The following is a 12,761-nucleotide window of genomic DNA, read 5'->3' as shown; positions in this document are numbered from 1 at the left end:
CCCTTCCGGCGGCCGGGCGGTGGGGGACTTCCCCGAAGCCGCTAAGCCTGTTCGGCGGACTCCTGCGGACGGCGGGCCTTGTCCCCCGCCGCGGCCGCACGGGCCTCGGCCTTGTGCTCGGACCGCCGCTTGTGCGGGCCGATCACCATGACCATGTTGCGACCGTCCTGCTTGGGCTGCGACTCCACGGTGCCAAGGTCCTGGACGTCCTCGGCGAGCCGCGCCAGCAGGCGGCGGCCCAGCTCCGGACGGGACTGCTCGCGACCGCGGAACATGATCGTCACCTTGACCTTGTCCCCGCTCTTGAGGAACCGCACCACGTGACCCTTCTTGGTCTCGTAGTCGTGCGGGTCGATCTTCGGGCGGAGCTTGATCTCCTTGATGATCGTGTTCGACTGGTTCTTACGGGCTTCGCGGGCCTTGACCGCTGACTCGTACTTGAACTTGCCGTAGTCCATCAGCTTGGCGACCGGCGGGCGCGCGGTCGGCGCGACCTCGACGAGGTCGAGGTCCGACTCCTGGGCGAGGCGCAGGGCGTCCTGCACGGAGACGATTCCGACCTGCTCGCCGTTGGGTCCGACCAGGCGGACCTCTGGCACCCGGATGCGGTCATTGATGCGGGGCTCGGCGCTGATGAGACCCCTCCCTAGCTTTCTCGGATTACCTGGGACCGGCCGCCCCTGATTGGAGCGGCCTGCTGGATCGGCCCGCCCGTCTCCAGCGGATGGACCGATCGCGTCGGGGTTCTCCTGGAAAAGCGAAAACCCCGCCAGCGTGTGCAAGCGGGGTCGATCCGTCGGACGGCACGGCTGTCCGGGGTGCCGGGCGGGGCCGTGTGCACGGCATCCCGTCGCGAACGCACCGGAGCGGGCCGACTCGGTGGACCCGCCCGGGCTGCACCCGGCGGGTGGGAGGATCATCTCCGCTTGCGGTTCCAGTGTGGCAGGCACACCGGACCAAGTCGATATCTCATACTACCAGTCGAACGGACCGGCGCCGCCCGCGCCGCTCAGGGGGCCGCGCGGCGGGCCAGTTCCGCCTCGCCCGCGGCGCGCATCGCCTCCACCGGCACCCGCTCGTCCCCCGTCATCAGGCGGACCTGGGCGGCGGCCTGGTGCAGCAGCATGGGGAACCCCCCCACGACCCGGCCGCCGGACCCGGCGACCCGGCGGGCGGCGGCGGTGGGCCAGGGGGCGTAGACCACGTCGAACAGGGCGGCGCCGCTCCGGGCCAGCGGGCCGGCCAGGCCGTCGGCCGCGCCCGCGGGAAGGGAGGAGACGACCAGGTCGACGTCGAGGTGGTGCTCGATCCCGGACAGCGGGGCCACCTCCACCGGGTGCCCCAGGCGCTCCGCGGCGGCCACCACCTCGCCGGCGCGCGAGGCGTCCCGGGCCAGCACGGTGACGGGGGCGGTGAGCCCCAGCACGCGCAGGGCGGCCAGGGCCGAGGCCGCGGTGGCACCCGCTCCCAGTACAACGGCGCTGCGCGGGGCGTCCACACCCGCCTCCGCCAGGGCGGCGACGATGCCCTCCACGTCGGTGTTGTGGGCGGTCCAGCCGCTCCCCCCGCGCACCAGGGTGTTGGCGCCGCCGACGCGCACGGCCAGGTCCTGCGCCCGGTCGGCGAGGTCCAGGGCCCGGCGCTTGAGCGGCATGGTCAGGGACAGCCCGGCCCAGTCCGGGCCGAGCCCGGCGAGGAAGGGCTCCAGCCCCTCCTCGCCGCACTCGTGCAGCCCGTAGGACCAGTCGTCCAGTCCCATCGCCGCGTAGGCGGCGGTGTGCAGGACCGGGGAGAGCGAGTGGGCGACCGGCGAGCCCAGGACGGCCGCCCGCATCAGCCGCCGCTCCAGTTGTCCATGAACTCCTGCTTGAGCTGCTCGAACTCGGTCTCGCTCGCGGTGAACTCCGTGACGCCGTTCTCCGGGTCGGTGGCCACGAAGAACAGCCAGTCGCCCTCCGCTGGCGACAGCGCGGCCTCGATGGCGTCCTCGCCGGGGGCGACGAACGGCCCCGGGGGCAGGCCCGACTTGTGGTAGGTGTCGAACCCGCTGGTGTCCGCCTGGCACCTGGCCAGCTGCTCGTTGTTCAGCGCGATGCCGTACTCGCCGATGGCGTAGAAGCAGGTGCTGTCCATACGGAGGTTCATGTCGATGTCGAGGCGGTTGTAGACGACCCGGGAGACCTTGGGCATGTCATCCGTGTTGCCGCTCTCGGCCTGGACGATGGAGGCGATGGCCATGACCTCGTCGGGGGTCAGGCCCAGCGCCTCGGCCCGCGACTCCAGCTCCAGCTCCTCTGCGGTCGCGTGGAACTGCTGGACCATGGTCTTGAGCATGGTCTCGGCGTCGGTGTCGGGGTCGAACATGTAGGTCGAGGGGAACAGGTACCCGGCGGCCTCGCCCTCGGCGTAGTCGGGCAGGCCCAGCTCGTCGGGGCGCGAGTGCGCCTCTTCCAGCTCCTCGTAGGGGACGCCGGTCTCCTCGGACAGCTGCTCCAGGACCTGTTCGTTGCGCCGGCCCTCGTTGATGGTGACCCGCCCGCCGAGTCTGTTGGCGGGGTCCAGCAGCGCCCGGACGGCGTTGTCGGCGCTCATGCCCAGGGCGAGGGAGTAGCTGCCCGGGACCAGGCCCTGGCCCAGCTCTTCGGCGGACAGGTCCTCCAGGGCGTTGGTGAACGCCCGCGGGCTGGCCACCACGCCCAGGTCGGCCAGTCCCTGGCCGACACTGGCGCCGCTCTGGCTGTCCTGGATGACGTAGACGACGTCGCCGCTGCCCTCGCCGTCGAAGTCCGGCGGGAAGACATAGGTGCGCATCACGAAGAACCCGCCGCCGCCGATGACGGCGATGAGGACCAGGACGAGGAAGATCGTCATGCCCTTGCCGCGCCGCTTGGCCCGGCGGCCCTCCGGCGTGCGCTGCTGCTGGGCCAGCCGGGCCCGCTTCAGCTCCTTGGCCTTCCTGCGGCTGTCCCGGCCGCCGCCGTAGGCCTCGGCGATGTCGGACAGGGCCGGTTCCTCGTAGTCGTCGTAGCCGTCGTCCCCGGACTCCTCCGCGGCGGGCTCGTCGGCCGCCGGCGCGGACTCCTCCTCGCGTCGGCCGCGCTGGCGGCCCCCGCGCCGGGTGCCCGCGCGGCGACCGCGGCCCCTGCCCCGGCGTCCGGCGGGTTCGTCGTCCTCGTCCTCGGCGCTGAACTCCGCCTCCGCGGGTTCGGCCTCCTCCTCGGGGACCTCGTCGGGAGCGGCTCCGCGGCGGCGCCGGGAGCGGGGCGCCTGGGCCGGCTCGTCCGCGGCGCGGGAGCGGCGCGAGCGCCGGGAGCGCGGCTGCTCCTCCTCCGCGGCGTCGGGGGCGCCTCCGTCGGCGGTGTCCCCGCCGTCCGGGAAGGCCCCGGTGTCGTAGGAGCCCGTGTCGTAGGAACCCGTGTCGTGGCCGCCGGAGGAGCGGGGACCCGCACCCCGGGGGCCGGTGTCGAACGCGGCGGTGTCGTAGGAGCCCGTGTCATAGGAACCGGTCTCGTAGGAGCCGGTGTCGCGGGGGTCCGCACCGGGGGCGCGGTCCCGGCGGGCGCGCCGGCCGCGGGGCGGGGCGTCGGCCTCGAAAGCGCCGGTGTCCGACGGCGCCTCCTCGGCCGGGCCGCGGCGGCGGCGGCCGGAGCGGCGGGACTCCTCCACGGGTTCGGGCGCCTCCTCGGCCGCGCCGCCGCGATGGCGGCGGCCCCGGCGCGGGGTGGAGTCGAAGGACCCGGAGTCGGGGGCGTCCCCGCCCCGGGCGCCGCGCGAACGCAGGTCCTCGTCGGTCAGCGCGGCGAAGGCGCCGGTGTCGGCGGAGCTGTTGACCCCCGGGAACGCGACGGCGTCGAACGCGCCGGTGTCCTCGGGAAGGCCGTCCAGGAAGCCGGGCTCCTCGTCGCGGCGGCCGCGCTTGCGCCCGCGCCCGCGGCGCGGGGGCTCCTCCTCCGCGTTGGCGCGCCCGCGGCGCGGGGTTTCCTCCTCCGCGCTCCTGCGGCCCCGGCGGGCGGCCCGCGGCTCCTCGTCGGCGGGGGCGGGCGGCGCCTGCTCGGGCTCGGGGCGCTCGCGGCGGGCACGGCGGGGCGGTTCCTCTCCCGCGGGAGAGGGGGCGGGGGACCCCAGGCCGGCCAGGGCGGCCAGGGCGTCCTGGGTGGAGTCGTCCGCGGGCGGCGGCCCGGCGTCGCCGGGGCCGTTCTCACGCGGGCGTCCGCCGCGTCCGCCGCCGGAGCGGGCCGCGCGGCCGCCGCGCAGGGCGTCGGCGGCACCGCCGCGGCGCTGCGGCGCCGCGGGGGGCTCCTGGCCGCGGGCGGGGCGGCGCGGGGTCAGCGGGTCGTACTCCTGGTCGGGCCGGGGGGCGTAGCGGGGGGTGCGGAACTCTCCGGTCGAGGGGCCGGTGTGCCGGGAGCCGGGCTCCTCGGGCTCGGCCCACGGGGAGCCCTCCGCCCGGGAGCGGCGACCGCGCGCGGGGGGGCCGTCGAGCGGGTCGTAGTCGTGACCGCCGTCGCGGTCGGCACGTCCACGATAGGGATTGTCGGAGTAGTCATCCCTGTCGTTCATGATTCTCCCTGGCTGGAGCGGACGATCTCGCCCGGGGGCCGGCCTGTCGACCGTTCCTGGTCCAAGGCGCTCTGCAGGAGGACCGTGGCCGCCGCCTGGTCGATGACCGTTCGGCGGGCGCGACCGCCCTTGGCGCCCTTCTTACTGAAGGAGGCTCCGGAGAGCAGATGTCCCTGCGCGGTCACGGTGGTGAGGCGTTCGTCGACCAGGCGGACGGGGACGGGGTGCAGGAGTCCGGCGAGCGCCGCCGCGAACTCCCGGGCCGACCGGGCCGCCGGTCCTTCCTCACCTGACAGAGAGGCAGGGTAACCCACGACGACCTCCCGTGCCTCTTTCTCCAGGACCAGCAGGGCGACCCTGTTCTTGTCGCCCCTGCCGCGCGGGATCGTCTCCAGCGGGCTGGCGAGTATGCCGGAGGGGTCGCTGACGGCCACACCGATGCGGGCGTTGCCCGGGTCGAGGGCCAGGCGGACACCGTTCCTCACGAGGAGCGCCCCCCGGTTCGGGGAAGGCGGCACGGGCGGGCCGTCCCGGTACGGGCACGGCACCGCGATGGGAAAATCCTCGACACGGTGGTCCTGTTCGTCAGGTGGATCGCGGGAACTCCGCGCAGACAGCCGTGTGATCGGCTGTGACGCGCCACAGTATGCCCGATTCGATGACTGCACGCAGCCTGGGCCATCCGGAGCGGTCGCAGGACAGCGGTCCGGACGGCCTGCCCGACTCAGCACGGGGTGCGGAGCGGTCGTGGGGGCCGAATCCGAGTGTAAGTCACCCGAATCGCCCGTCACTGCGGCCGTCCCGCGCGCACGGCCGGAACCGGGCTCGCGGACGACCGCGTTCGCCCGGATCGTCACAGGTCGTGATGTTACCCGGCGTCTTGCATCACGGTGTGTCACCACGCCCGTGTTGCGAAGACCACGCCGGAGAAGGGCTCCTCCGGAGCGCTCTCACCGGACCCCGTCCGCGGGTTCCCGCACGGCCCGGGGGCCGGCGGCGCGGACGGGGTCCGGTACGCCTCAGGCGCCGGCGACGCGGGCCTCGACGGCCCGCAGCGCCTCGTCCACCTTGGACGCGTCGGTGCCGCCGCCCTGGGCGATGTCGGGCTTGCCGCCGCCGCCTCCGCCGAGCGCGCGGGCCGCCACGCCCACCAGGTCGCCGGCCTTGATCCCGGCCTTCTGGGCCGCCTTGTTGACCGCGATGACCACGACCGGGCGGTCCTTGGGCACTGCGGTCAGCGCCACCACGGCGGGCTCCGCCTCGCCCAGGCGGCCGCGCACGTCGGCGGCCAGGGCGCGCAGCTCGTCGCCGCCCGCGCCCTCGGGGGCCTGCTCGGCCACGACCAGCGCCGGGCCGTGGCGGCGGGCCCGCTCCGCGATGGAGCCCGCGGCCTGGAGGACCTGCGCGGCGCGCAGCCTCTCGATCTCCTTCTCCGCGGCGCGCAGCCGGGAGACGACCGAGTCGATCCGCTCGGGCAGCTCCTCCCGGGGGCTCTTGAGCTGCTCGGAGATCCGGCCGACCAGGGCCGACTCCTTGGACAGGCGGCGGAAGGCGTCGACGCCGACCAGCGCCTCGACGCGGCGCACGCCGGAGCCGGTGGAGGACTCGCCCAGGAGCTTGACGATGCCCAGCCGCGCCGTGGAGGGCACGTGGGTGCCGCCGCACAGCTCGACGGAGTAGTCGCTCATCTCCACCACGCGGACGCGGTCGCCGTACTTCTCGCCGAACATGGCCAGCGCGCCCATCTTGAGGGCCTCGTCGAGGGTCTTCTCCTCGGTGCGCACCGCGATGTCGCCGGACAGGACGGTGTTGACCTCCTCCTCGACCTCCGACAGCCGCGACTCGCCCAGGGCGTTGTCGGCGGTGAAGTCGAAGCGCAGGCGGCCGGGGCTGTTCTCCGAGCCGGCCTGGCCCGCCGACGGGCCCAGCGCGTTGCGCAGCGCCGAGTGGATGAGGTGGGTCGCCGAGTGGGAGCGCTCGATGGCGTGGCGGCGCCCGGTGTCGATGGCGGCGTGCACGGTGTCGTCCACGGCGATCTCGCCCGCGCGGACGGTGCCCCGGTGGACGAACAGGCCCGGCAGGGGCTTTTGCACGTCCTCGACGTCAACGACCGCGCGGCCCTCGACGGTGAGCGTTCCGGTGTCGGCCAGCTGGCCGCCGCTCTCGGCGTAGAACGGGGTCCGGTCCAGGACGATCTCGACCTTCTCGCCCTCGCGGGCGGCGGGCGAGGAGACCCCGCCGACCACGATGCCCCGGACCGCGGACTCGCTCAGGACGTCGGTGTAGCCGAGGAAGTCGGTGGCGCCCGCGCCCTCCAGCAGCTGCGCGTAGAGGGAGACGTCCGCGTTGCCGAGCTTCTTGGCCTTGGCGTCCGCCTTGGCGGTGTCCTTCTGCCGCTGCATGAGCTCGCGGAAGGCCGTCTCGTCCACGGTGAGGCCCTGCTCGGCCGCCATCTCCAGGGTGAGGTCGATGGGGAAGCCGTAGGTGTCGTGGAGCTGGAAGGCGTCGGAGCCGGAGAAGACGGTGCCGCCCGCGTGGCGGGTGCGCTCCGCCGCCCGCGTGAACAGGGTGGTGCCCGAGCGCAGGGTGTCGGCGAAGCCGGCCTCCTCGGTGTCGATGACACCGTGGATCACGTCGGCCTTGTCGGCCAGGTCGGGGTAGATGTCCTTCATCGCGTCGATGCTGACCGCGGTGAGGTCGTGCATGTACGCGGTGTCGGTGCCCGAGAGCAGGCGCATGTTGCGGATGGAGCGGCGCAGGATGCGGCGCAGGACGTAGCCCGCCTTCTCGTTGCCGGGCTTGACGCCGTCGCCGACCAGCATGACGGCGCTGCGCACGTGGTCGGCGACCACGCGCAGCAGGACGTCCTGCCCGTGGTCGTCGCCGTAGCGGACCCCGGCCAGCTCCGCGGCGCGGTGCAGGACGCGCCCGATGATGTCGGTCTCGTAGATGTTGTCGACGCCCTGGAGGACCGCGGCCAGGCGCTCCAGGCCCAGGCCGGTGTCGATGTTCTTCTTGGGCAGGTCGCCGAGGATCGGGAAGCCGGACTTGTCGCCGCCCTCACCCCGCTCGTACTGCATGAAGACGAGGTTCCAGATCTCGATGTAGCGGTTCTCGTCCGCCTCGGGGCCGCCCTCGACCCCGTACTCGGGGCCGCGGTCGTAGAAGATCTCGGAGCACGGGCCGCAGGGTCCGGGGACGCCCATCGACCAGTAGTTCTCCTCCATGCCCATGCGCTGGATGCGCTCGGGGCGCACGCCCACCTTGTCGCGCCAGATCGCCGCGGCCTCGTCGTCGTCGAGGTAGACGGTGACCCACAGCCGCTCCGGGTCGATGCCGAAGCCGCCGTCCGCGACCGGGGTGGTGACCAGCTCCCACGCCAGCGGGATCGCCTGCTCCTTGAAGTAGGCGCCGAAGGAGAAGTTGCCGAGCATCTGGAAGAAGGTGGCGTGCCTGGAGGTCTTGCCCACCTCCTCGATGTCCTTGGTGCGGATGCACTTCTGGACGCTGGTGGCGGTCTCGAACGGCGGAGTGCGCTGGCCCAGGAAGTAGGGCTTGAAGGGGACCATGCCTGCGGGGACCAGCAGCAGCGTGGGGTCTTCGGCGATGAGGCTTGCCGAGGGCACCACGGTGTGTCCGTTCTTCTCGAAGAAACTGAGGAAGCGGCGCGCGATCTCTGCCGTCTCCATGGATGCCCTCCTGTGCTCGGCTCCGCCGCCCTCGGCGGGCCCGTCCCTGGCCGGGACCTGATTGCGCGTGGTCGTTTCGGTGCCCCATGGTAGGGGCGCGACCACGCGGATGCCTGTGGTTTTCTCCTTCGCGGCCGACCTTCCGGACGACCGCCCCCGGGGCCCGTCGTGTTCACGACAACGCCGGGACCTCGGTTGTTCCCAGGCTATCGCCGTCGGGCACCGGCGGGCGCCGGGTCGGCCGGACCCGTACGGGTTCGCGGTGCACCGCGCGGGGGGCGTTCCGGCGCGGCGCGGCACCCCCGGGGGCGCCCGCGGCGGTCCCGGTCGGCCGCGCGCGAACGGAGCCCCTGGGACGGGGGCACCTGAAACCGGAGGGGCGCCAGGGGCCCGGGAGACGCCCGGGGCCGGCGAGGGGGGCCGCCCGGGCCGCACCGAAGCGGCAACGGCACGGGGGAACACCACCGCGCCGTGCGGGCACGGCCGCAGGCCACGCGGGTACCGGGGGCCGGGAGGCCCCAGGAGCCTGCGGTGCGGGACCCGCGTCGCGGCCCTGCGACGGCACACGGACGCACGGGACGCACGAAACCGGAGGGGCGCCAGGGGCCCGGGAGGTGCCCGGGGCCGGCGAGGAGGGGCCACCGCAGCCGTACGGACGCACAACGGCGCGCGGACACGGGGGAACACCACCGCGCCGTGCGGGCACGGCCGCAGGCCACGCGGGCGCCGGGGGCCGGGCGGACCGCCGGGCCCGGCCGTGAAGGAAGCACGGCGCGCGGACACGGGGGCACAGCACCGCGCCGTGCGGGCACGGCCGCAGGCCACGCGGGCGCCGGGGGATATCCGGGTTCGGCGGCGAAGGACACCGGTGGCACGGCCGCGCGGAGCCGCCGGGGCAGGCGCCCGGGGCCGGTGGGGAGGGGTACACGCCGCAGCCGTACGGGGGCACCGCCGCACGGGGCGGTGCCGGAGGGCGCGCGGACACGGACCCGCGGCGGCACGGCGGCGGCCGGGGCCCGAGGGCCCCGGGGCCGGTCAGTCCTCGGGGAGGGCTCCGCGCCCGGTCCGGGGCAGGGCGCGGGAGCGGCGGGGCGCGTAGACGCGCAGCAGCTCCTCCTCCTGCTCGCGGACGGCGTCCGCCAGGTCCTCGTTCAGCTCCCGCAGGGCGCCCCGGTACTCGCCGACCCTGCCCTCCACCCGCTCGGCGATGCCGCCCGGGGTGAGGGCGCGGCGGGCCCGGTGGACGCGGTGCACGGCGTACCCGCCCAGGGCGGCGCCGGCGGCGAGGTAGAACAGCCGCCCGATCACCGGTTCTCCTTCCGGCGGCGGCTGCGCACGACCGCCAGGGCGCGGCGCCGGCCCAGGACCCGGCGGACCCCGTAGGACAGCGAGGCGGCCTTCACCAGCGGTCCGGTGACCACCGAACGGGTCAGCGCGGTCATGGTGGCGACGTCCTCGCTGCTGGCCTGCGCGTTGGCGGTGATCTCCTCCACGCGCTCCAGCGAGGTGTTGGCGCGGTCGACCGTGGCGGCCACGTCGTCCATCAGGGGCGGGGTGCGGTCGCCCAGTTCGGAGACGACCGCGGTCGCGGCGTTGATGAGCTTGATCAGTTTGACGAGCGCCACGCAGATGAACGTGGCCAGCACCGCCCAGACCACCGCGGCGACGAGCGCGGCGACCTCTCCTCCGGTAAGCATGCGGGCTCCGTAAGGCGGATAGGGGTGACTTTCGAGGGTCTGTGTGCGACGCGGTCCCCCGCGCGTGCGCCGGAGAGCGCCGGGGGCCGTCCGCCGCCGGCCGCGCTCCGGGGTGGGGGCGTCCGAACCGACGGGTTCCGGCCGACCATATCGCGTCGGGCCGGCGGACGCGTGCGGGCCTCGCCCCGGGCGCGCCGCCCCGCCGGTGGCCGGTGGCGGACGCGGATGTCGATTCGTGTCCCGGTCATTCGGGAGAATGAACGTGGATCCGGAACTTCACTACGATGTCCGGATACTCCGCCGTCCCGTAGGCCCGGAAGCATCGCGACAGGACACCCATGAGCCCTCGTTCTCCCCGAGAGATCTCCGTACTGGTACCGGAGCACCTCCCCCCGCTGTATCCGGACGATCCGACGCGGATAGGTCCCTACCTCGTCCTCGGGCGGCTGGGACAGGGGGCGTCCGGAACCGTCTACGCCGCGGTGGACGCCGCGTCGCCCACCGCGGGCGAGCGGCTGGTCGCCGTGAAGGTCCTGCGGACACCCGCCACCGAGCCCGAGCGGGAGGCGCTCGTGCGGCGGCTGACCGCGCTGGCGCAGGTGGACCCGGCGCGCGTGGTCGTCCCCGCCGCGTTCGACGGCCGGGCCGAGCGGCCCTGGCTGGCGATGCCGTACATGGAGGGCCAGCGGCTCTCCCACCTGGTGACCAAGCGCGGCGGCCTGGGCACCGGCAAGCTCCTGGCGCTGGCCGTCGGCCTGGCCGAGGGCCTGTCCGCGCTGCACGCGCGCGGTATCGCGCACGGGTCGCTCAACCACGAGCGGGTGCTGCTGGAGTCGCGCGGCCCGCACATCATGGACTGCGCCGTCGCGGACGCGCACGCGGACGGGACGGGCGCGACCTGGCTGAGCCCGGAGCGGTTCACCGGCGCGCAGGCGTCGCCCTCCGCCGACGTGTTCGCCTGGGGCGCGGTCACCGCCTACGCGGGCACGGGGAGGCTGCCCTTCGGTGCCGGGGAGCCCGAGGAGATCGCCGCGCGCGCCGCGGCCGGGGAGCACAACCTGACCGGGCTGCCCAAGGGGCTGGTGCCGCTGGTGTCCCGGGCCCTGGCGCCCGAGCCGGGGGCGCGGCCCAGCCTGCACGAGGTGATCGGCTCGGTCCTGGCCGTCTGGCAGCGGGAGAACGGCCGGGACAGCTCCGGGCCGCCCGACCGCGAGGAGCTGGCCGCCCTGATGGAGCGCGAGTGGCGGGCGGTCGAGCCCGCCCAGCGCGTGCCCCGGGTGATCCGGCTGGAGGGCCGTCCGCCGGCGCGGACGTCCCCGCGGGTGCCGCTGCTGGTGGGCGCGGGCGTGCTCGCCGTGGCGGTGGTCGGCGCGGGCGTGTGGGGCGTGGCCCTGCTGGCGGGTTCCCCCGAGGACGAGGCGCTGGTGGCCGACACCGCGCAGGAGGAGGCTTCCCCCTCCCCCTCCCCCGAGGTGCCCCGGACGCTGGTGGTGCGCTTCGACCCCGCCGAGCAGGAGGACGTCGCGGAGGGGCCGTGGGTGTTCACCCCGGTGGACCGCGACGACGAGCCGGAGCGCGGGCAGGGCGTGCCCACCCACCAGGACTGGGCGGCGCAGTGGGACGAGGCCGGGGACTCCGCGTCCGCCGTGATCGACCCCGAGGCCGAGGTGCTGTGCGCCAAGTTCTGCGCCGCCCCCGACCACGTCTTCCTGGACGAGGAGGGGCGCGGCACCTGGGAGCTGACCGGCCGGGACTTCATCGACTACCTGTCGTGGGGGCCGGTGGTGATCGTGGAGGTCACCTTCTCCGACGAGGAGCCCGCCGAGGGCGAGCCCCGGGAGATCGTCCAGGTCACCGAGCTCTTCACCGACTAGTGCGCTCCCGGCACCGCCCCGGGCACCCGGAGCGGGGTCAGGGCCGGCCGCGGCGCAGGACCTCCTTGATGCGGCGCAGCACCTCCGAGACACGGCGCTCGGCGCCGTGCTCGGTGGGCCGGTAGTACTCGCGGCCCTCCAGCCCCTCGGGCGCGTGCGCCTGGGGGGCGACCCCGCCCGGGTGGTCGTGCGCGTAGAGGTAGCCCTTGCCGTGGCCCAGCTCCGCGGCCCCCTTGAAGTGGCCGTCGCGCAGGTGGCGCGGGACCGGGCCGGCGTGTCCGGCCCGCACGTCGGCGAGCGCCTCGCCGATGGCGGTGACCACCGCGTTGGACTTGGGCGCCACGCTGATGTGGATGACGGCCTGCGCCAGGTTGATGCGCGCCTCGGGCATGCCGATCAGCTCGACGGCCTGGGCGGCGGCCACGGCCGTCTGGAGCGCCGTGGGGTCGGCCATGCCGACGTCCTCGCTGGCGTGCACGACGATGCGGCGGGCGATGAACCGGGGGTCCTCCCCCGCCTCGATCATGCGGGCCAGGTAGTGCAGGGCGGCGTCGGGGTCGCTGCCCCGCATGCTCTTGATGAACGCGCTGACGACGTCGTAGTGCTGGTCTCCGGAGCGGTCGTAGCGGACGGCGTGCCGGTCCACGGCCCGTTCCAGGTGGGCGGCGGTGATCTCCACCGGCTCCGCGGCGGGCGGCCCGGCGACCAGCGCCGCGGCCTCCAGGTAGGTGAGGGAGCGGCGGCCGTCGCCCCCGGCCAGCCGGACGAGGTCGTCGGCGGCCTCGCCGGTGAGCGTGTAGCGCCCGTCCAGGCCGCGCTCGTCGGCGAGCGCCCGCTCCAGCAGGGCGTGCACGTCGGCGTCGTCCAGGGACTCCAGGGTGAGCAGGAGGGAGCGCGACAGCAGCGGCCCGACCACGGAGAAGAAGGGGTTCTCGGTGGTG

General features: G+C 74.8%; 9 protein-coding genes. 1 reads left to right on the top strand and 8 read right to left on the bottom strand.

Annotation, left to right across the window (positions count from 1 at the left end; all coding sequences use genetic code 11):
- Nucleotides 1–41: 41 nt before the first annotated feature.
- The 7 genes from infC to BUE45_RS28790 all read right to left on the bottom strand — a co-directional run bounded on the left by infC (nt 42) and on the right by BUE45_RS28790 (nt 9,946).
- Nucleotides 42–617: a translation initiation factor IF-3 gene (gene infC / locus BUE45_RS28820; RefSeq protein WP_073384102.1), complete on the bottom strand. Its 576-nt coding sequence runs from the start codon at nt 615–617 to the stop codon at nt 42–44.
- A gap of 392 nt (nt 618–1,009) precedes the next feature.
- A complete protein-coding gene (locus tag BUE45_RS28815; protein WP_073384073.1) occupies nt 1,010–1,834 on the bottom strand; it encodes a shikimate dehydrogenase in 825 nt (274 codons plus the stop codon).
- Nucleotides 1,834–4,560, bottom strand: coding sequence for an endolytic transglycosylase MltG (gene mltG, locus BUE45_RS33030; RefSeq protein ID WP_218619603.1), 2,727 nt, complete (start codon nt 4,558–4,560; stop codon nt 1,834–1,836). The genes BUE45_RS28815 and mltG overlap by 1 nt, the downstream gene beginning before the upstream one ends.
- On the bottom strand, nt 4,557–5,045 hold the full coding sequence (gene ruvX / locus BUE45_RS28805; protein WP_073384100.1) for a Holliday junction resolvase RuvX: 489 nt from the start codon (nt 5,043–5,045) through the stop codon (nt 4,557–4,559). The genes mltG and ruvX overlap by 4 nt, the downstream gene beginning before the upstream one ends.
- Nucleotides 5,046–5,579: 534 nt before the next feature.
- Nucleotides 5,580–8,249 (bottom strand): alanine--tRNA ligase, encoded by a 2,670-nt coding sequence (gene alaS / locus BUE45_RS28800; protein ID WP_073384072.1) that lies wholly within the window; start codon nt 8,247–8,249, stop codon nt 5,580–5,582.
- Between the two features lie 1,035 nt (nt 8,250–9,284).
- The gene (locus tag BUE45_RS28795) at nt 9,285–9,557 is read right to left on the bottom strand and encodes a hypothetical protein (protein WP_073384071.1); all 273 of its coding nucleotides are present in this window, start codon (nt 9,555–9,557) and stop codon (nt 9,285–9,287) included.
- A complete protein-coding gene (locus BUE45_RS28790; protein WP_073384070.1) occupies nt 9,554–9,946 on the bottom strand; it encodes a DUF948 domain-containing protein in 393 nt (130 codons plus the stop codon). The genes BUE45_RS28795 and BUE45_RS28790 overlap by 4 nt, the downstream gene beginning before the upstream one ends.
- Before the next feature lie 338 nt (nt 9,947–10,284).
- Here BUE45_RS28790 and BUE45_RS28785 point away from each other — a divergent pair, with 338 nt between their 5' ends.
- Entirely contained in the window at nt 10,285–11,820 is a 1,536-nt protein-coding gene (locus tag BUE45_RS28785; protein ID WP_073384069.1) for a serine/threonine protein kinase, read from the top strand.
- A gap of 37 nt (nt 11,821–11,857) precedes the next feature.
- Here BUE45_RS28785 and BUE45_RS28780 read toward each other — a convergent pair.
- The coding region (locus BUE45_RS28780) for an AAA family ATPase (protein ID WP_073384068.1) at nt 11,858–12,761 on the bottom strand (904 nt) is incomplete at its 5' end.

Source organism: Nocardiopsis flavescens (assembly GCF_900141985.1).
Classification (GTDB): domain Bacteria; phylum Actinomycetota; class Actinomycetes; order Streptosporangiales; family Streptosporangiaceae; genus Nocardiopsis; species Nocardiopsis flavescens.
Note: the sequence above shows the minus strand (reverse complement) of the source record. Positions and strands in the feature narration are given on the sequence as shown.